General features: G+C 62.0%; 17 protein-coding genes and 2 tRNA genes. 10 read left to right on the top strand and 9 right to left on the bottom strand.

Annotated features, from left to right (window positions below; translation table 11 throughout):
- Nucleotides 1-19: 19 nt before the first annotated feature.
- From BCEP18194_RS18665 to BCEP18194_RS18685, 5 genes are all read right to left on the bottom strand, one after another.
- Nucleotides 20-478 (bottom strand): CopD family protein, encoded by a 459-nt coding sequence (locus tag BCEP18194_RS18665; protein WP_011352817.1) that lies wholly within the window; start codon nt 476-478, stop codon nt 20-22.
- Nucleotides 479-727: 249 nt separating this feature from the next.
- On the bottom strand, nt 728-3,049 hold the full coding sequence (gene parC / locus BCEP18194_RS18670) for a DNA topoisomerase IV subunit A (protein WP_011352818.1): 2,322 nt from the start codon (nt 3,047-3,049) through the stop codon (nt 728-730).
- Between the two features lie 69 nt (nt 3,050-3,118).
- The gene (locus BCEP18194_RS18675) at nt 3,119-5,101 is read right to left on the bottom strand and encodes a DNA topoisomerase IV subunit B (RefSeq protein ID WP_011352819.1); all 1,983 of its coding nucleotides are present in this window, start codon (nt 5,099-5,101) and stop codon (nt 3,119-3,121) included.
- A gap of 242 nt (nt 5,102-5,343) precedes the next feature.
- On the bottom strand, nt 5,344-7,293 hold the full coding sequence (locus BCEP18194_RS18680; RefSeq protein WP_011352820.1) for an ATP-binding cassette domain-containing protein: 1,950 nt from the start codon (nt 7,291-7,293) through the stop codon (nt 5,344-5,346).
- Between the two features lie 309 nt (nt 7,294-7,602).
- The gene (locus BCEP18194_RS18685; protein WP_011352821.1) at nt 7,603-8,007 is read right to left on the bottom strand and encodes a DUF4399 domain-containing protein; all 405 of its coding nucleotides are present in this window, start codon (nt 8,005-8,007) and stop codon (nt 7,603-7,605) included.
- A gap of 199 nt (nt 8,008-8,206) precedes the next feature.
- Here BCEP18194_RS18685 and BCEP18194_RS18690 point away from each other — a divergent pair, with 199 nt between their 5' ends.
- The 3 genes from BCEP18194_RS18690 to BCEP18194_RS18700 all read left to right on the top strand — a co-directional run bounded on the left by BCEP18194_RS18690 (nt 8,207) and on the right by BCEP18194_RS18700 (nt 8,928).
- Nucleotides 8,207-8,389, top strand: coding sequence for a rubredoxin (locus BCEP18194_RS18690; protein ID WP_011352822.1), 183 nt, complete (start codon nt 8,207-8,209; stop codon nt 8,387-8,389).
- A gap of 156 nt (nt 8,390-8,545) precedes the next feature.
- A tRNA-Arg gene (locus tag BCEP18194_RS18695) sits at nt 8,546-8,620 on the top strand.
- A gap of 104 nt (nt 8,621-8,724) precedes the next feature.
- Nucleotides 8,725-8,928 carry an Arm DNA-binding domain-containing protein gene (locus BCEP18194_RS18700; protein WP_011352823.1) on the top strand — a complete coding sequence of 68 codons (204 nt, stop codon included), beginning with the start codon at nt 8,725-8,727 and terminating at the stop codon, nt 8,926-8,928.
- A gap of 534 nt (nt 8,929-9,462) precedes the next feature.
- Here the strand turns inward: BCEP18194_RS18700 and BCEP18194_RS18705 are convergent.
- On the bottom strand, nt 9,463-10,038 hold the full coding sequence (locus BCEP18194_RS18705; RefSeq protein ID WP_157687192.1) for a Panacea domain-containing protein: 576 nt from the start codon (nt 10,036-10,038) through the stop codon (nt 9,463-9,465).
- Between the two features lie 422 nt (nt 10,039-10,460).
- Here BCEP18194_RS18705 and BCEP18194_RS38750 point away from each other — a divergent pair, with 422 nt between their 5' ends.
- The 3 genes from BCEP18194_RS38750 to BCEP18194_RS18720 all read left to right on the top strand — a co-directional run bounded on the left by BCEP18194_RS38750 (nt 10,461) and on the right by BCEP18194_RS18720 (nt 12,590).
- The gene (locus tag BCEP18194_RS38750; RefSeq protein ID WP_011352826.1) at nt 10,461-11,261 is read left to right on the top strand and encodes an Abi-alpha family protein; all 801 of its coding nucleotides are present in this window, start codon (nt 10,461-10,463) and stop codon (nt 11,259-11,261) included.
- Nucleotides 11,262-11,289: 28 nt separating this feature from the next.
- Nucleotides 11,290-11,982 carry a DUF2971 domain-containing protein gene (locus tag BCEP18194_RS39890; protein WP_157687193.1) on the top strand — a complete coding sequence of 231 codons (693 nt, stop codon included), beginning with the start codon at nt 11,290-11,292 and terminating at the stop codon, nt 11,980-11,982.
- Between the two features lie 71 nt (nt 11,983-12,053).
- Nucleotides 12,054-12,590, top strand: coding sequence for a hypothetical protein (locus BCEP18194_RS18720; protein WP_011352828.1), 537 nt, complete (start codon nt 12,054-12,056; stop codon nt 12,588-12,590).
- Between the two features lie 34 nt (nt 12,591-12,624).
- Here BCEP18194_RS18720 and BCEP18194_RS39895 read toward each other — a convergent pair whose 3' ends face one another.
- Entirely contained in the window at nt 12,625-13,674 is a 1,050-nt protein-coding gene (locus BCEP18194_RS39895; RefSeq protein WP_011352829.1) for a restriction endonuclease, read from the bottom strand.
- Nucleotides 13,675-14,047: 373 nt separating this feature from the next.
- Here BCEP18194_RS39895 and BCEP18194_RS18730 point away from each other — a divergent pair.
- Together BCEP18194_RS18730 and BCEP18194_RS18735 are read left to right on the top strand one after the other, a co-directional pair.
- Nucleotides 14,048-14,124, top strand: a tRNA-Met gene (locus tag BCEP18194_RS18730).
- A 227-nt stretch (nt 14,125-14,351) separates the two neighbouring features.
- Complete coding sequence (locus BCEP18194_RS18735) at nt 14,352-14,669, top strand: hypothetical protein (protein ID WP_157687194.1); 318 nt, start codon at nt 14,352-14,354, stop codon at nt 14,667-14,669.
- Between the two features lie 54 nt (nt 14,670-14,723).
- Here the strand turns inward: BCEP18194_RS18735 and BCEP18194_RS18740 are convergent, their stop codons facing one another.
- Nucleotides 14,724-15,464 (bottom strand): SDR family NAD(P)-dependent oxidoreductase, encoded by a 741-nt coding sequence (locus BCEP18194_RS18740; protein ID WP_011352831.1) that lies wholly within the window; start codon nt 15,462-15,464, stop codon nt 14,724-14,726.
- Nucleotides 15,465-15,579: 115 nt separating this feature from the next.
- Here BCEP18194_RS18740 and BCEP18194_RS18745 point away from each other — a divergent pair, with 115 nt between their 5' ends.
- The gene (locus tag BCEP18194_RS18745; RefSeq protein WP_011352832.1) at nt 15,580-16,194 is read left to right on the top strand and encodes a TetR/AcrR family transcriptional regulator; all 615 of its coding nucleotides are present in this window, start codon (nt 15,580-15,582) and stop codon (nt 16,192-16,194) included.
- A gap of 29 nt (nt 16,195-16,223) precedes the next feature.
- On the opposite strand, the gene eco is transcribed toward BCEP18194_RS18745, so the two are convergent.
- Nucleotides 16,224-16,724: a serine protease inhibitor ecotin gene (eco, locus tag BCEP18194_RS18750; RefSeq protein ID WP_011352833.1), complete on the bottom strand. Its 501-nt coding sequence runs from the start codon at nt 16,722-16,724 to the stop codon at nt 16,224-16,226.
- A gap of 144 nt (nt 16,725-16,868) precedes the next feature.
- Between eco and BCEP18194_RS18755 the strand changes: the two genes are divergently transcribed.
- Nucleotides 16,869-17,186, top strand: coding sequence for a hypothetical protein (locus BCEP18194_RS18755; protein WP_011352834.1), 318 nt, complete (start codon nt 16,869-16,871; stop codon nt 17,184-17,186).
- Nucleotides 17,187-17,225 lie beyond the last annotated feature (39 nt).

Raw genomic sequence — 17,225 nt, forward strand, 5'->3', positions numbered from 1 at the left:
GCCAGCCGGCTCCGGTGAATCAGAAGCCGCGCGACAGCACCGCCGCGCCGATCGTGACGACGCCGAGCACGAGGTTCACGAGGACGAGCAGGCGCACCGTATTCACCGCGCGTGCACCGTCCGGCCACTTCTGCGCCTGCACCGCACGGCGGATGCGCGGGAACAGCGCGAACCGGATATGCCCGAAGATCAGCATCATCACGACGCCGAGCCCGGCCATCGCGTGCAGCGACCACGTCGCGTGCGCACCGCCGAATTCCATGAGCAGGAAGCCGCCGGACAGCAGGATCACGATCACGGAACCCGACACCCAGTTGAAGAAGCGGCCGAACACGCCTTCGATCAGCGGCAACCGAAGCTGCGGCGACAGGTCGGACAGCGCCGGACGCAGGCAGAAGTTGGCGAAGACCATGCCGCCCACCCACACGGCGACGGCCAGCAGATGAAGAAACAGCGCGACGGAGACAGCATGGGACATGACGGCAATCCTGTGAGGAGTTGGGTGCGGCGAACGGCCGCGTCGTACGCGGCATCGAGCGACGTTCGACCGGATTGTCGCTGCTCGGTTCAGACCCCAGGCGCGATTTCACACTATTTTGCAAGTTCCGCGTGACAGCGCCACGCTTGCTTACCCGAATCCCCCTCCAAAAGAAAAGGCCGCACGTCCGCCGAAGCGGAGGTGCGGCCTTCGATCGCGGCCGAGCCGGACGATCTAACGGGTGCGGCGTCAGCCGAGCAGCGGACGCAGTTCGCTGACGACCTTGAGCTTCGTGTCCGGCGCGCGGCCCTTGCGTGCGCGCTTGCCGACGTGCGGCGCCAGCCCCGCATACGACAGCGTCTCGTCCATCGCCTTGCCGCCGCGACCGGTGCCGATCAGCACAACGCCGGCCGGATCGATCGCGAGCGCCTGAACGAGCGTCTCCTTGTCGTCGAGCGCCATCAGGATCACGCCGCGCCCGCCGCCGGACAGCGTCTTCATCTCGTCCATCCCGAACACGAGCAGGCGGCCGCCGCTCGACAGGCACGCGACCTGCGTGGCGTTCGGCAGCACGGGCATCGGCGCGAGCGGCACCGCGCCCGCATCGATCGTCATGAACGCCTTGCCGGCCTTCACGCGGCTCACCATGTCGCCGACCTTCGCGAGGAAGCCGAAGCCGTTGCTCGACGCGAGCAGCAGTTGCTGGTCGGCCGGTGCCGCGAAGTAGTGCATCAGGTGCGAGCCCGATTCGAGCTCGATCAGCGACGTGACGGGCACGCCGTCACCGCGCCCGCCCGGCAGCACCGACACGTCCACCGAGTACACGCGGCCGCTGCTGCCCCACGCGATCAGGCGGTCCGGCGTGCGGCACTGGAACGCCGCGTACAGATGGTCACCGGCCTTGAACGAGAAGCTGGCCGGGTCGAGTCCGTGGCCCTTCAGCGCACGCACCCAGCCCTTCTGCGACACCACCACCGTCACCGGCTCGTCGACCACCTTCGCCTCGAACGTCGCGCGCTTTTCCTGCTGGATCAGCGTGCGGCGATCGTCGCCGTACTGCTTCGCATCGGCCTCGATCTCCTTGATCATCAGCCGCTTCATCGCGCTTTCGTTCGCGAGCAGTTCCTCGAGCTTCGCCTTTTCGTCGCGCAGCGCTTCGAGTTCCTTCTCGATCTTGATCTTCTCGAGCCGCGCGAGCTGGCGCAGCCGGATTTCGAGGATGTCTTCCGCCTGCCGTTCGCTGAGACCGAACGCGCTCATCAACGCGGACTTCGGCTCGTCCGACTCGCGGATGATGCGGATCACCTCGTCGATGTTCAGGAAGACGATCATCCGCCCTTCGAGGATGTGGATGCGGTCGTCGACCTTCGCGAGACGATGGCGGCACCGGCGCGTCATCGTCAGCTGGCGGAACTTCACCCACTCGTCGAGGATCGTCAGCAGGCCCTTCTGGCCCGGCCGGCCGTCGGCGCCGATCATCACGAGGTTCAGTGTCGCGTTCGATTCGAGGCTCGTGTACGCGAGCAGCGTGTTCACGAATTCCGTCTGGTCGATCGTGCGCGACTTCGGCTCGAACACGAGCCGCACCGCCGCTTCCTTGCCCGACTCGTCGCGCACCGCGTCGAGCAGGTCGAGCATCGCCTTCTTCGTGTTGAGCTGCTCGGGCGTCAGCGTCTTCTTGCCGAGCTTGAGCTTCGGGTTCGTCAGTTCCTCGATTTCCTCGAGCACCTTCTGCCCCGACGTGTTCGGCGGCAGCTCGGTGACGACGAGCTGCCACTGGCCGCGTGCGAGATCCTCGATCTTCCAGCGCGCGCGCACCTTCAGGCTGCCGCGGCCGGTTTCATAGGCCGCCGCGATTTCGGTGTCGCTCGAGATGATCTGGCCGCCGCCCGGGAAATCCGGGCCGGGAATCAGGTTCATCAACTCCGCGTGCGAAAGCTTCGGATTGCGGATCAGCGTGACGGCCGCCGCCGCGACTTCACGCAGGTTGTGCGACGGGATTTCGGTCGCAAGACCGACCGCGATGCCCGACGCGCCGTTCAGCAGCACGAACGGCATGCGACTCGGCAGCGTCTTCGGCTCCTCGAACGAGCCGTCGTAGTTCGGCATGAAGTCGACCGTGCCCTGGTCGATTTCGTCGAGCAGCAGCTTCGCGATCGGCGTGAGGCGTGCTTCGGTGTATCGCATCGCCGCGGCGCCGTCGCCGTCGCGCGAGCCGAAGTTGCCCTGCCCGTCGATCAGCGGGTAGCGCAGCGAGAAATCCTGCGCGAGACGCACCAGTGCGTCGTACGCCGACTGGTCGCCGTGCGGGTGGTATTTACCGAGCACGTCGCCGACCACGCGCGCCGATTTCACCGGCTTCGCGTCCGGGCCGAGGCCCATTTCGTTCATCGCGAACAGGATCCGGCGCTGCACCGGCTTCTGGCCGTCGCACACGTCGGGCAGCGCGCGGCTCTTCACGACGCTGACCGCGTAGCTGAGGTACGCCTGCTCCGCGTAGTTGCCGAGCGTCAGCGCTTCGGCGTCCGGTGCATCGGAGCTGGCGAAGAGATCGGAAGTGTTGTCGTCCATCTGAATTCCGTATTCGTAAGTGGCGTGAGGCCGGGCCGGGCGTCAGGCCCGGCCGCGCAGGTGTTCGGCTTAGATGTCCGCTTCGACGTCGTTGCCCTTTTCCTCGAGCCAGCCGCGCCGCGCGGCTGCCTCGCCCTTGCCCATCAGCATCGTCATGCGTGCGACGGTCGCCTCGTAGTCGAGCTCGCCGAGCTTCACCGGCATCAGACGCCGCGTGTCGGGGTTCATCGTCGTATCCCACAGCTGCTCGGCGCTCATTTCGCCGAGACCCTTGAAGCGGCTGATGCTCCATTGCGTCTCGCGCACGCCGTCCTTGCGCAGCTTGTCGAGGATCGCTTCGAGTTCGCCGTCGTCGAGCGCATAGAGCTTCTGCGCAGCCTTCTTGCCGCGCGCGGGCGCGTCGACGCGGAACAACGGCGGGCGGGCGACGCACACATGGCCGCGCTCGATCAGTTGCGGGAAATGCTTGAAGAACAGCGTGAGCAGCAGCACCTGGATGTGCGAGCCGTCGACGTCCGCGTCCGACAGGATGCAGATCTTGCCGTAGCGCAGGTTCGACAGGTCGACGCTTTCATCGGGGCTGTGCGGATCGACGCCGATCGCGACCGAGATGTCGTGCACCTCGTTGTTCGCGAACAGGCGGTCGCGCTCGGTTTCCCACGTGTTCAGCACCTTGCCGCGCAGCGGCAGGATCGCCTGGTATTCCTTGTCGCGGCCCATCTTCGCGGAGCCGCCTGCCGAATCGCCCTCGACGAGGAACAGTTCGTTGCGCGCGATATCTTCCGTCTCGCAGTCGGTCAGCTTGCCGGGCAGCACCGCGACGCCCGAGCTCTTGCGCTTCTCGACCTTCTGGCCCGCACGCGTACGCGCCTGCGCCTGCTTGATCACGAGTTCGGCGAGCTTCTTGCCGTGCTCGACGTGCTGGTTCAGCCACAGTTCGAGCGCCGGACGCGAGAACGACGACACGAGCTTGACCGCGTCGCGGCTGTTCAGGCGTTCCTTGATCTGCCCCTGGAACTGCGGATCGAGCACCTTCGCGGACAGCACGAACGACACGCGCGCGAACACGTCTTCCGCGAGCAGCTTCACGCCCTTCGGCTGCAGGTTGTGCAGTTCGACGAAGCTTTTCACCGCCTGGTAGAGGCCGTCGCGCAGGCCGGATTCGTGCGTGCCGCCGGCCGGCGTCGGGATCAGGTTCACGTACGACTCGCGCACGAGCGAACCTTCCTCGCTCCATGCGACGACCCACGACGCGCCCTCGCCTTCGGCGAAGGTGTCGTCGCCCGAACGCGAATCGGCGAAACGCTCGCCTTCGAACAGCGGGATCAGCAGCTCGCTGCCGTTCATTTCGTCGAGCAGGTAGCCGCGCAGGCCGTCTTCATATTTCCACGTCTGGCGCTCGCCCGACTTCTCGTTGACGAGCACGACCTCGACGCCCGGCAGCAGCACGGCCTTGGAGCGCAAGAGGCGTTGCAGTTCGCCGAGCGGCAGGTTCGGCGAATCGAAGTACTTCGGATTCGGCCACACCTGCACGCGCGTGCCGGATTTCTTCTCGCCGCGGCCAGCACCCTGCGTCGCGAGCGGTTTCACGACATCGCCTTCGGCGAAGCCGAGCTCCGCGATCTTGCCGTCGCGCCAGACCGTCACGTCGAGGCGCGTGGCCAGCGCGTTCGTCACCGACACGCCGACGCCGTGCAGACCGCCCGAGAACGTGTAGGCGCCGCCCGCGGCCTTGTCGAACTTGCCGCCCGCGTGCAGGCGCGTGAATACGATCTCGACGACCGGCACACCCTCTTCCGGGTGCATGCCGAACGGGATGCCGCGGCCGTCGTCTTCGACCGAGACCGACTGGTCGGCGTGCAGCGTGACCGTGATCTGCTTGCCGTAGCCGCCGAGCGCCTCGTCGGACGCGTTGTCGATGACTTCCTGGATGATGTGCAGCGGATTCTCGGTACGGGTGTACATGCCGGGCCGCTGCTTGACCGGCTCGAGACCCTTGAGCACCTTGATCGATGCTTCGCTATAGGCCGCGCTGGGTTTCTTCGTTGACATAGGCGCTGAATTTCATCATTCATCGGGACGTTGTCCACACCTCGTGTGGATAACGTCGTGGACAAAACGTTGAGTTCCGTAAAAAAGCGAATCGAAACAACGGTGTGCTTGGACTGCTCCGAAAGCGGGCGCGCGGCGTGCGCTGCGCTGCCCGGGACGCGCGGTATTTTACTGGTTCCGCGTGGCACGCCAATCGCGGAATCGCGCGCGGCGGCCGCCGGCCGCGCGACGTGTCATGCGTTTTACGCAGGCTTGCGCTTCGCCTCGAGCGTTTCCCACCGTTCGAGCGCGGCGAGCAATTCGTCGTCGATCGCCGCGAACCGCTCGGTCAGGCGTGTGCCTTCCTGCGGATCCTTCGCGAAAATCGAACCGTCTTCGAGCCTGGCGTTGATCGTCTTCTGCTCCTCTTCGAGCGCGGCGATCTTCTCCGGCAGCGAATCGAGCTCGCGCTGCTCGTTGAACGACAGCTTCACCGTGCGTTGCGTGTTGCGGCCCGCGGCACTTTTCGCCGGTTCTTCCTTGACGGGTGCGGCTTCCTTGACCGCGCGCTTCGCGGCTTCCTGCTGTGCGAGCTGATCCGCGCGCGCGCTCTGGATCTGCCAGTCGCTGAAGCCGCCCACGTATTCGCGCCACTTGCCGTCGCCCTCGGCCGCGATCACCGACGTCACGACGTTGTCGAGGAACGCGCGATCGTGGCTGACGAGCAGCACCGTGCCGTCGTAGTCGGCCAGCAGTTCCTCGAGCAGCTCGAGCGTCTGGATGTCGAGGTCGTTGGTCGGTTCGTCGAGCACCAGCACGTTGGCCGGACGCGCGAACAGGCGCGCGAGCAGCAACCGGTTGCGTTCGCCGCCCGACAGCGACTTCACCGGCGAACGCGCGCGTTCCGGCGCGAACAGGAAATCGCCGAGATAGCTCATCACGTGCTTGCGCACGCCGCCGATCTCGACCCATTCGCTGCCGGGGCTGATCGTATCCGCGAGGCTCTTTTCCTGGTCGAGCTGCGCACGCATCTGGTCGAAATACGCGACCTGCAGGTTGGTGCCGATGCGCACCGTGCCTTCGTCGGGCTTCAGTTCGCCGAGAATCAGCTTGAGCAGCGTCGTCTTGCCGGCGCCGTTCGGGCCGATGAAGCCGATCTTGTCGCCGCGCATCACCGTCGTCGAGAAACGATCGACGACCGCCCGGCCGCCGTAGCGCTTCGTCACGTCGGTCAGCTCTGCGACGATCTTGCCGGACTTCTCGCCCTGCGCGACATCCAGCTTCACGTTGCCCAGCGTGTTGCGGCGCTCCGCGCGATCGTTGCGCATCTGCACGAGCCGCGCGATGCGGCCGACACTGCGTGTACGGCGCGCTTCGACGCCCTTGCGGATCCACACTTCTTCCTGCGCGAGCAGCTTGTCGAACTTCTCGTTTTCCACGCGCTCGATTTCGAGCTGCTGCTCCTTGCGCGTCTGGTATGCGGAGAAATTGCCCGGGTACGACAGCAGCCGGCCGCGATCGAGGTCGACGATGCGCGTCGCGACGCGGTCGAGGAACGCGCGATCGTGCGTGATGAACAGCAGGCCCGCGCGCTGCGCGACGAGCAGCTCTTCCAGCCAGCGGATGCCGTCGAAGTCGAGGTGGTTGGTCGGTTCGTCGAGCAGCAGCACGTCGGGCTGCAGCACCAGCGCGCGTGCCAGCGCGACGCGCTTCTGCATCCCGCCCGACAACGCATCGACGGGTGCATCGACGTCCGCCAGGCCGATCTGCGCGAGCGTCATCGACACGCGTGTGCGCCAGCTCCATGCGTCGTGCGCGTCGAGCGACGACTGCAGCACGTTCATCCGTGCGAGCAGTGCATCGTGCTCGGCGCCTTCGGGGATATCCGCGAGGCGGTGCGCGATCGAATCATATTCTTCGAGCAGTTCGCGCGTGTGCGCGAGCCCCGATGCCACGGCATCGAACACCGTCGCGCCCGGCTCGAATTCGGGCTCCTGCGGCACATAGACGGTCACGAGTTCCTGCTGGCGCGTGACCAGCCCGTCGTCGGGCTTCGCGAGCCCGGCGACGATCTTCAGCAGCGACGACTTGCCCGCGCCGTTGCGGCCGATCAGGCCGACGCGCTCGCCGGCTTCCAGCGAGAAATCCGCGTGATCGAGCAACGCGACGTGACCGAACGCGAGCTGCGCGCCGGAAATGGAATAGAGCGACATGGGGAGACGGCGAAGAGAGAAATCGGAAGCGCCCATTGTACCGGTCGCGGGCGGCGTCACCGGTATGGCCGGATGGATAAGGCAGGCAAACGGGTTGGGAGACGGGCTGGAACGCGCGTTTGACGGCTGGCGGATGGCGTCCATCGAGCGCATCGGCGCGATGCGATGGCACACCATGTGCGCCCGGCTTCCGTTAGCGGACGCCGGCAGTGGGTTCTGGGTGAAAGGTCCAATGCCGACCGGATGCCGGCGGTCGGCCTCGACCATGCCGCGCCGGACGCCTCGAGCGCCCGTACGCGGCACATACGCTTACTTCACGTTGACGTTGATCGTCGAGCTCATTTCGGGGCCGTACGAGCGGTGCGCGCCGTCGCCGAACTGCAGCGTCAGCGTGTGCGGGCCGGGCGGCAGCTTGATTTCGGTTCCGGTCTGGGCCTTGCCGAAGTGCAGCGAACGCTCGCTCGCGGGGATCACGTCGCCCTTCGGAATCGGCCGGCCGTCGATCAGCAGGTGATGATGGCCGGTATTCGGCGTCATGTCGCCGGCGGGCCGAAGCTCCATCCCTTCGAGCCCGAACTTCACGAGCACCGGGTTCGACACCGTCGCGCCATCGCTCGGCGCTTCGAAATACACGCGCGCCTCGGCCCGCGCCATCGTCGACACGGCCATCGCCGCCACACATACCGCACCTGCGATCCACTTTCTGTTCAGCATCGCATTCTCCTTATGATTGGACAGCCTCGGAAGCATACACCGCACGCACGGCAGTCGTGTTTCAGTTGCGTTGTTCGCGATGCGTACGTTTAAAACGACGTTGCGGAGCCGTTCGGCGAAATTCCGGTACCATTGCGCCTTTCGTCCGCCGGCCAGGCCGCGGACGGCATCACCGGATTTCCATTTTCCCGAGCGCTACATGAGCGAAGTAACCGAATACCAGAGCTGGGTCTGCCTGATTTGCGGGTGGGTCTACAACGAAGCGGAAGGGCTGCCCGACGAAGGCCTCGCGCCCGGCACCCGTTTCGCCGATATCCCCGCCGACTGGCGCTGCCCGCTGTGCGATGTGGGCAAGGAAGACTTTGTTGTCGTCGATTTCTGATTCGCCGACTCCCTGATTTCTGATCTCGGCTGATTGCGCGATCGCGCGCGTCGGCGTGCATTCCGCCCCGCCGACGCGCCGCGCGTTTGCTATACTCTGCGCGCTGTCCACACCGCCGTCCGGTTCGCGTTTTTTGCGTTTCACCCGGACATGGCTCTCCCCGTAGTTCAATGGATAGAACAAGCGCCTCCTAAGCGCTAGATACAGGTTCGATTCCTGTCGGGGGGACCAGCTAAGTTCCCAACTCTTCCCAAGTTTGCCCGGTACGAGCAGCCTAACTTGGGGGCATTTTTTGGGACATGCCTCCATACCCACGAACTTGATGCTCCCGCGCGATGCCGAAGCGCGCTACCCCGCTGACCGAAATGCAGATCCGCAAGGCCAAACCGACCGAGAAACCTTATCGCCTGGCTGACGGAAAAGGCTTGTATCTCGAGGTCATGCCGAACGGGTCGCACAACCGGCGGATGAAGTACGGCTTCGACGGCAAAGAGAAGCGTGCTGGCGCAGCAGTCATCCCAATCAATGTCGAGCGATGACTGCGTCGGTACGGACAATTTATTCGCGCTCTAAAAGGCAACGGTCTTTCAATTTGACGGAGCCTTTGTGCATCGCCACGGATACCGAAAAGATAGCCATCCAACTGATCGAGCGCGGAGACGGTTGCTATATTTTGAGATTTTGAAGGTACCGAGATGCCCGAGGAGAGGCAGCGAGCCCAGCTTTTAGCCTATTTAGCTGGGTGAAATCGAAGTCCGGTGGCTTCGGCACCCATATGCCAGACGTAACATTCCTCTCGACGTCTGCGACGAACAACGCCTGCGCGTACTTGTAAAAAGCGAAGCTGCTATGAGTGATGAACGGATGCTCACCTGCCTGGAACACACAAGTCGCATCGTATGATGTCGCTACTGGCACGCTTGAAAAGCCGACAACACAAACGCATTTTTGCGCTCCCATCGACGGAAACGCAATCGGATCATTAAGAATGGCGAAGAGGTGTGAGTAAGTCCCGGGGCCGGACGGCGCCAAAAATGCCGCCCCCGCATGAGCGGCCCAGGTCGGGACAGTGCTCACGCGTGGCTAAACGCAGCTCGGATGTGATCAGCTTCTTCCAGACGAGCTAGTAGCTCCTTGATTGCGACTTGATCGTAACCAAGGGCCTTAAACAGGCGCTCGTACGTCACTTCAGACGGAACCCCACGGCCGTCCGTCCACTCGCGACATTTCGAATGAATGTAGTCTGCGAGCGCCCAATGAGTCATTCCTCCGAACTCATCCCAGACCGCATCCAAGACCGCTATGTCAGCATCGCTGAGTTGCGTCGAATGGTCGAAGTACGCTTCCGGCTCTTCTGCAAATATCGGCACGCGAACTCTTAACTCGTGGTTCGCCAAATTCTCTATCCGATCTTCCCAGCCCGGGACGTCGCCGGCAAGCCTCTGATACGTGCCGTACAAGACCGGGCTCTTCTCAAAAACAAGGAGCTGATCGCCTGTCAGCGGCTCACCATAGCGGGCAAAGGACTCGCGCTCCGCCAGATAGAGTAAGCGGTTCAATTTGGCCCCATTTACCGGCGCGCGAGCACGAACGAGCAGATACATCGCTGCATCTGCCGCCTTCCTTTCGTCGTATAAGTGCTCGAACATGATATGTCCCCGGACGTGCCATTGACGGCGGAGTCGGTCTGCCAATCGGTTGGAAACTACGGAAACTTGACAAACCTCGAATTTTGCAACCGCAAAACACACCTCGACTGTATCTCGGAGCGTCCCGCACTGTCTATACGCAGATATCGGAATACAGTGACTGAATTTTAGTGTCGCAATTCCACCACTACCGAAAAGAGAGCAAGTTTTGCACCATTCCCCAATCGGCGGCCCTCAGAGCGTTGCGCCCTTTGCGAAAGGCAGAAAGGGCGCTCGATCCGTTGCATCCGCGAAACGCCTACTTGCCAAAATAAATCAGTGACAGAATACCTGTCCACCCCTGATCAGCGCTGCGTACCCCACTCGAGGTGTCTAGACAGTGCCAGCGATCGGTCGTTCAATATTGAAGCGTGGAGACAAGAATGAGCGAAGAGAATCTCGACCCAGTGGGAACCAAAGCGCTTGCCGAAGCCGCCAAGATCGTCACCGAAAAGACTGTGACCGGCATTGGCGCCTTTCTAAACAAGGTTTGCATGCCGGCAGCCGAGGAATTTGGACTCCTGCTCCAAGACAGAGTCCGAAGCTGGCGTGCGTCCAATGCAGTGGCCATTCTCGAGAGGAGCCGAGCCCACCTCGAGCGGAATGAACAAGCCGGCGAGATTCATGTACATCCCCGCATCGCAGGTAAGATCATCGACAAAAGCTCGTGGGTAGACGCTGAGAACCTGCAGGAGATGTGGTCGGGACTTTTCGTGAGTTCGTGCTCCCCCACTGGCACAGATGACAGCAACCTTATTTTCATCACACTGCTTGATCAATTGACGGCAAGCGAAGCAACGCTGATCGAATTTCTCTGTAAGGACACTCGGATATGCACGTCCGAACATCGCTTGGTACTTGCCGAAACTCAAGTAATTGTTCCGCTCGAAGGTCTGCGCAAAGTCACGAGCATCGATAGCGCCAGCGAGCTTGACATAGCGATCGACCATCTTCGTGAGGTTGGCCTTCTTCAAATGGAAAGTGGATTTAATCTGAATAGCAGTCCAACCCCAGTCGCGATCCTCACGCCCAGTGCACTCGGCCTAAATCTCTTTGCTCGGACTCAAGGATGGACGAGCGACCCATACGATTTTTACGAAAAAGGTTCGCCTGTAGGTGTTCGCGAGATCGCGCCCGTAGCACCGAACACTTCACACCCAAGTGGGTATCACGACGCGTTCTAACTCTAGTCACCTCGATACCAAACCAACCATGCGCCTCTACTATCTCACTGCGCAGCGATGGGCAGAGAAGATCCTGCAAGAACAGCGGTTTAAACTGTCAACTATCCATGAAGCTAACGACCCTTTCGAGCTTCTTGGCGCGTCGATAGGTGCAGCAAAGGCACGCCGCGCCTATAAGGCCCTACATGCACATTGGGCTCAATCCATCGGCATGCTCTGCACCACCAAATCATGGGATAACCCAGTCATGTGGGCGCACTACGGCGATCGCCATCGCGGAATTTGCCTAGGTTTTGATGTAGTGGACGCTGAGATACATCAAGTCCAATACGAGGCCAACAAACTTACGGGCCTACTCGAACACATAGAAAGCGGCTCGCACTTGCTCGAAGAGCAATTTAGGGCAATCCTGACAACCAAATTCAAAGACTGGGAGTACGAACGAGAATGGCGCATCTTTGCCAGCCTGAAAAATCGGGAAGCCCAGAGTGGTCTTTACTACTTGAACTTTGCCCCGCACTTCATGCTTCGAGAAGTGATTCTCGGAGCTCGATGCCCTGCAACGCCTGAGGAACTTGCGGGCCATGTGAAATCGGGCAGCGCATGCGTCGAGATCTTCAAAGCGCGACCAGCCTTTCAGAGCTTCAGAATAGTTCGTCAGAAGCAGATCCCTATCATAACGGTCACATCACAAACGACACCTTCGGAACGCACCGTATAAGCACCCAGATAGTCAGTCTCTCCGGAAAATGTGATCAACCATGAGCTCCATCTCCCCTAAGGAACCGCGAAGTGAACATCTACTTCGACAACAATACCTTGACCAATTTGGCTCAAGCCGGTATCGACCCTGTCGCCGCGCTAGCGCATAGCGAGTTCAGTCTAGCGGTTACGCCGGACCTCGCCACCGAGTATCAGCAGGGTGTCGACAGTGACAACACAACAGCGGCTGAGAAGGATCTGTGTCGGCGCCTTCTCGCCGCTGCGCCCGAGCGCGGCATCTTCGGTTTTGCTGGCCCTGACGGATCGAGTGGAGGTTACTCTGGTTTCGACCACGGCTATTGGGCAGATGAAGGCACGATCGGAACTCTACAGTCAGTCAAAGTCACCGAACGTCCCGGCAAAGCAATCCCGAAGAATCGCACGGATGCGTTCCTCGTCGCTCTAGCTGCTGATGCAGTAGTCGTTACGAACGATACCGGCAAGCACTTTCGGCTCGCACGGAAAAGCGGCCATCACGTCTACTCATGGGCAGAACTCGTCGACGTCGGCAATGCGCCCACCGTGATCGCGCGCCGCCTTGTGGCACTGTTGAATCAGCGGCATTAATCTGCACAAACCCTCATCGCCGATCGCCTACCGATCAATACAACGTTCCGAGATCCACTTGATCATGTGACTGCGAGACCTCAGCGCCGTCCGGCATATCCTCCGTGTCATGATCAAAATGTATTCCGGAAAGAAGGCGGTCGCGTACTGGCACAAAGAAGTCTTTTCCATCGTTCCACGCCACAACCAACGGGCCAAATGAGCCGTCCTTAGACGAAAGGACTTCAATCACCTGGCCAGTAGCCAATAGAGCCAAGGAGTATCTACCCTCATATGTCGATCCATTTTTCATAAAATTCGATTCGATCATAATATGCTCTTTAACATGAGCCCTATAGATCAGGGTAAATTCCGCCGCAATCTTCCCTTTCTCCTTCGACATTACAATACCATCGAAAACCGAACGATCTGCTCCAGCCAAACCTATGACGTACGGCTTGAGACTAAGAATCCGCCTCGATAGTGTTGAGGGATCAGATTTCACACGAAGACACGCCCCCCAGAGAAATGCAACGTCCTGTAGAGCAAGGTTCGCAATGTCCAACTCTCCTAACACACGATCTATAGCCCCAGAATCAGGCGTCAGCCCATGTGCTACCCACGTGTCTTGAATCGAACGAAGAAGTCGAACAATTGCGCTGGCAAAATATTTTTCCACCAAATCGGGGAATGCCAAGAGTAGGTCTTTAAGATCCTTCTCCTCAACGACGTGCAATCGATACGACCTCTGAACCTCAATTTTCCTCAACCAGTCGCGAGCTGGATTAGTCGGGTACGACGACATGAAGAACACAAGATGGTCTGGTTGCTCCGCATCCGCCCACGCAATTTTCGATGTTAAGTCGTCAGGCGGCACACCACCGGATGTGTAGTGCTTACATTCGAAAAACCACCGCTCTTCGATAGTTCCCACCACTGCATTGTGCAGCCGCAACGTCGCTTCGATGTCTCGGCCGCTATCTGCCCCTCCGCGACGCCACTTCAGTGCATAGAATCCATTCCTGCTCACTAGGTCATAACAAAGCTCTTCAAACTGTGACGGAGTAACTTTGCGAAAATCAATATCGAGGTCGGTGAATTTCATACTTAGTTGCGGGCGTCGTGGAATTCTTGATTCTATCTAACATCACGTCCTTTCAAAGCATCGAGGTTGTTTTCTCTGGTACCCACTTAACGCTAGCCATGGGGGTCGGCCAGATATCGGTGGATCTCACCGTTCTTCCACACTGTGCACCGTGACGACAATTGAATCGGCTGCGGCGCCCGTCCAGCCACGCAGAGCTTTCGCCATGTCTCCCGGCAGACGCCCACAAACGGAGCGATTTGCCTCCAGCACGATTGCCCAGTCAACCTGCACACCACGAATCGTCACGCTTGGTGAAGGCGAGCCGCAGATTCCATTCGATGCAAATCACAGATCGATTGACTCTCGACATCAGCCCTAGTACACTTCGCGCCGCGGGGTGGAGCAGTCTGGCAGCTCGTCGGGCTCATAACCCGAAGGTCGTAGGTTCAAATCCTACCCCCGCAACCAATACCGAAGCCCGCTCTGCGAAAGCAAGCGGGCTTCTTGCTTTCCGCATGCACGGCTGCGTGTGCACTGACTGCCAGCATCACATACGGATCAAGGAACATTCAGCCCCTGGCATCGCCTGCGACACACGATCGCATCCCACTCAATCGCCACGGCCCTGCACCGGAGATTGCGTAGAATTCCGAACCTTCTCCAGCATCCGGACTCCCGCAATGATTCGAGCGATCGTGGCACTCGCCGCGCTTTCAGCGACGACCGGCACGGCTACCGCCGCCGACACCGTCACCGCGCCCGCAACGCAGCGCTATGTCAGCCCCGGCATCGCCAACATCACGAACGCAGCAGCACCGCACGCGGAAAACCCCGCCCCCAACTCACGCTGCCGTGAACTGGCCGCCGGCATCGATGCCGTCACGCACGCTCCCGACCGCGGCCAGAAAATCGTGCGCGGGATGGGCCCGGACGGCAAGCCGCGCAACGAACTGCGCGCTTACGACAAGCGCGCCGATCTCGAAACCGAGCATCACCAGCTCGGCTGCCGATAACGAACGCAACACCGCCCGGTCGAAAACCCACGCCGGGCGTCGGCATTCACGCAATCACGCGTTCGCGCCACCATCGATCGTCAACCCCGTCCCGTTGATCGACCGCCCTTCCGGCCCGACCACGAACGCGACGAGCGCCGCCACGTCGTCGGCTTTGCCGTACTGCGGGATCGCCATCCGCGAACGCTGCGCATCGGCATGCTCACCGCCGGCCGGGTTCATGTCGGTATCCGTCGACCCCGGATGCACGATATTGACCGTGATGCCGCGCGAACCGAGATCGCGCGCGAGCCCCTGCGTCCAGCCGATCAGCGCGGCCTTGCTCGCCGCATAGAGGCTCATCCCCGCATCGGGCACGCGCGTCGCGAGGCAACTGCCGGTCGACACGATGCGCCCGCCCTCCCCGAGATGCCGTGCCGCCGCCTGCGACGCGACGATCACCGCGCGCACGTTCACGTTCAACGTTGCGTCGATATCGTCGAGCGTGAGGTCGCCCAGCGCGCCGGCCCTGAAGATCCCCGCGTTGTTGACGAGAATGTCGAGGCCGCCGAACGCCTCCGCAGCACGATCGACCGCGTCGCGCACGGCCACCGGATCGGCGCTGTCGGCCTGGATCGCGACGGCGCGGCGGCCCAGCGCCTCGATGCCGGCGACGACGGCCTGCGCCCGCTCGGCCGATTTCTCGTAGGTAATCGCGACGTCCGCGCCATCGGCCGCCAGCCGTTTCGCGATCGCCGCACCGATGCCGCGGCTGCCGCCCGTGATGAGTGCACGCTTGCCCTGAAGTCGGTTCATGTCGGTTCCTTTCCTCATTTATGTAACGACCGACACAGAATGTGGCAAGTTGCGCGACACAGTCAATTGATTTAATTTATCGATCGATACAGATATCTGCGAAGGAGCGGACGCAATGGCTGAACGGGGCCGACCGAGAAGCTTCGACAAGGAAGCGGCGCTGGAGCGTGCGATGGAGGTGTTCTGGCGCCTCGGCTACGAAGGCGCATCGATGACCGACCTGACGGCCGCGATGGGCATCGCGTCGCCGAGCCTGTATGCGGCGTTCGGCAGCAAGGAAGCGTTGTTCCGGCAAGCGCTCGAGCACTACGGCGCAACGGAAGGACGGGAAATCTGGGGAGGTGTCGAGCAGGCCGGCAGCGCGCACGACGCCGTGCGGAACTACCTGATGGATACCGCACGCGTGTTCACGCGGCGGTCGAAGCCGGCAGGCTGCCTGATCGTGCTGTCGGCGCTGCACCCGGCCGAGCGCTCCGATACGGTCCGGCAAACGCTGATCGCGATGCGCGAGCGCACGGTCGAGAACCTGCGCGAGCGCCTCAGGCAAGGTGTCGCGACCGGCGAGATCGCGGCACAAGCGAACCTCGACGCAATCGCGCGGTACTACGTGACGGTCCAGCAGGGAATGTCGATCCAGGCGCGCGACGGTGCGAGCCGTCGCGATCTGGAGGCCGTCGCACAAGCCGCGCTGGCTGCGTGGCCAGCGCTCGTCGGCACGGGCGGCGCGTAGCGGCAGGACGCTACCGCCGCACCGTTACGTTACTGCTTCGCTGCGTGCTGCACGTCCTTCGACGCATGCCACACGCGATAGCGCACATCAAAGCCGTCCGGCACATAGACGACGAGCGGCAGGCGGCTGTTGTAGCGCAGCAGCTGGCCGTCACCGCGCACCTGCACGAACCGTTGCTGCGGCGCCTGGCCCGGGCATGCCATCAGCGTCGATGCCGGCCCCTTCACGTCGGTGAGCTGGTAATACGTATAGCCCCAGCCCTTCACGTCCTCGGCGGTCAGCTCGCCGCCGAACCACTGCTGGTTGCAGTCGGTCTGCAGCGTCTTGCCGATCATCAGCTCGACGCGCGCATCGCCTTCGTTCTCGAGCGCGGGCAGCGCGATCACGACGCGCTGCTGGCCGGCCGCTGCCTGCGGAAACATCTTGATCGACTCGGCCGTCACGGCAGGCGCCGAGGCAGGCGCGGCCACGCAAGCGGCGGCAGTCGTCACGCAGAAGGCGGCCAGCGCGGCCCGGATCGCGAATTTCATCGATGTACTCCTGAAAAACAAAATGAGCCCCGGATGCTAACACTTTCGTCGCAGGACCTTACGGCGCTGTAATTTGACGACACAATTGCAAACAGCTGGCAATCCCCTTGCGCGGTACTTATAGGGGAACCAACGGAGAACATCATGCTGAAGCTCATTGCTGCCGCCGGCGTCGCCACCCTGCTGGCTGGCTGCGTCGTCGCCCCGGACGCCGGATACGGCTACGGGCAGCCCTACTATTCCGCTCCGGGCTATGCGTACAGCCCGTCGCCCGTGTACGGCACGGTCAATATCTGGGGCGGCGGCGGTGGCGGCGGACGCGACTGGGATCGCGGCCGGCGCGACTACCATCGCTGGGACGGCGATCGTGGCAACCGCGGCAACGGCTGGGGGCACGGCGGCGGACACCGCGGTGGCGACTGGAACGGTGGCGGCGGTGGCGGCGGCGGCCATCGCCACTGACGCGCATTTGCAACCGTTTGTATCCGCGCACGGCCCGCC

The sequence above is a fragment of the Burkholderia lata genome, from assembly GCF_000012945.1.
GTDB lineage: Bacteria > Pseudomonadota > Gammaproteobacteria > Burkholderiales > Burkholderiaceae > Burkholderia > Burkholderia lata.

Excerpts from the sequence above, each read along its gene's own strand:
- eco (WP_011352833.1), bottom strand. The coding sequence starts at position 16,724 with ATGAAATTCGCGATCCGGGCCGCGCTGGCCGCCTTCTGCGTGACGACT.
- BCEP18194_RS18680 (WP_011352820.1), bottom strand. The coding sequence starts at position 7,293 with ATGTCGCTCTATTCCATTTCCGGCGCGCAGCTCGCGTTCGGTCACGTC.
- BCEP18194_RS39890 (WP_157687193.1), top strand. The coding sequence starts at position 11,290 with ATGCGCCTCTACTATCTCACTGCGCAGCGATGGGCAGAGAAGATCCTG.
- BCEP18194_RS38750 (WP_011352826.1), top strand. The coding sequence starts at position 10,461 with ATGAGCGAAGAGAATCTCGACCCAGTGGGAACCAAAGCGCTTGCCGAA.
- BCEP18194_RS18745 (WP_011352832.1), top strand. The coding sequence starts at position 15,580 with ATGGCTGAACGGGGCCGACCGAGAAGCTTCGACAAGGAAGCGGCGCTG.
- BCEP18194_RS18740 (WP_011352831.1), bottom strand. The coding sequence starts at position 15,464 with ATGAACCGACTTCAGGGCAAGCGTGCACTCATCACGGGCGGCAGCCGC.
- parC (WP_011352818.1), bottom strand. The coding sequence starts at position 3,049 with ATGGACGACAACACTTCCGATCTCTTCGCCAGCTCCGATGCACCGGAC.
- BCEP18194_RS18665 (WP_011352817.1), bottom strand. The coding sequence starts at position 478 with ATGTCCCATGCTGTCTCCGTCGCGCTGTTTCTTCATCTGCTGGCCGTC.
- BCEP18194_RS18705 (WP_157687192.1), bottom strand. The coding sequence starts at position 10,038 with ATGTTCGAGCACTTATACGACGAAAGGAAGGCGGCAGATGCAGCGATG.
- BCEP18194_RS18700 (WP_011352823.1), top strand. The coding sequence starts at position 8,725 with ATGCCGAAGCGCGCTACCCCGCTGACCGAAATGCAGATCCGCAAGGCC.
- BCEP18194_RS39895 (WP_011352829.1), bottom strand. The coding sequence starts at position 13,674 with ATGAAATTCACCGACCTCGATATTGATTTTCGCAAAGTTACTCCGTCA.
- BCEP18194_RS18755 (WP_011352834.1), top strand. The coding sequence starts at position 16,869 with ATGCTGAAGCTCATTGCTGCCGCCGGCGTCGCCACCCTGCTGGCTGGC.
- BCEP18194_RS18690 (WP_011352822.1), top strand. The coding sequence starts at position 8,207 with ATGAGCGAAGTAACCGAATACCAGAGCTGGGTCTGCCTGATTTGCGGG.
- BCEP18194_RS18675 (WP_011352819.1), bottom strand. The coding sequence starts at position 5,101 with ATGTCAACGAAGAAACCCAGCGCGGCCTATAGCGAAGCATCGATCAAG.
- BCEP18194_RS18685 (WP_011352821.1), bottom strand. The coding sequence starts at position 8,007 with ATGCTGAACAGAAAGTGGATCGCAGGTGCGGTATGTGTGGCGGCGATG.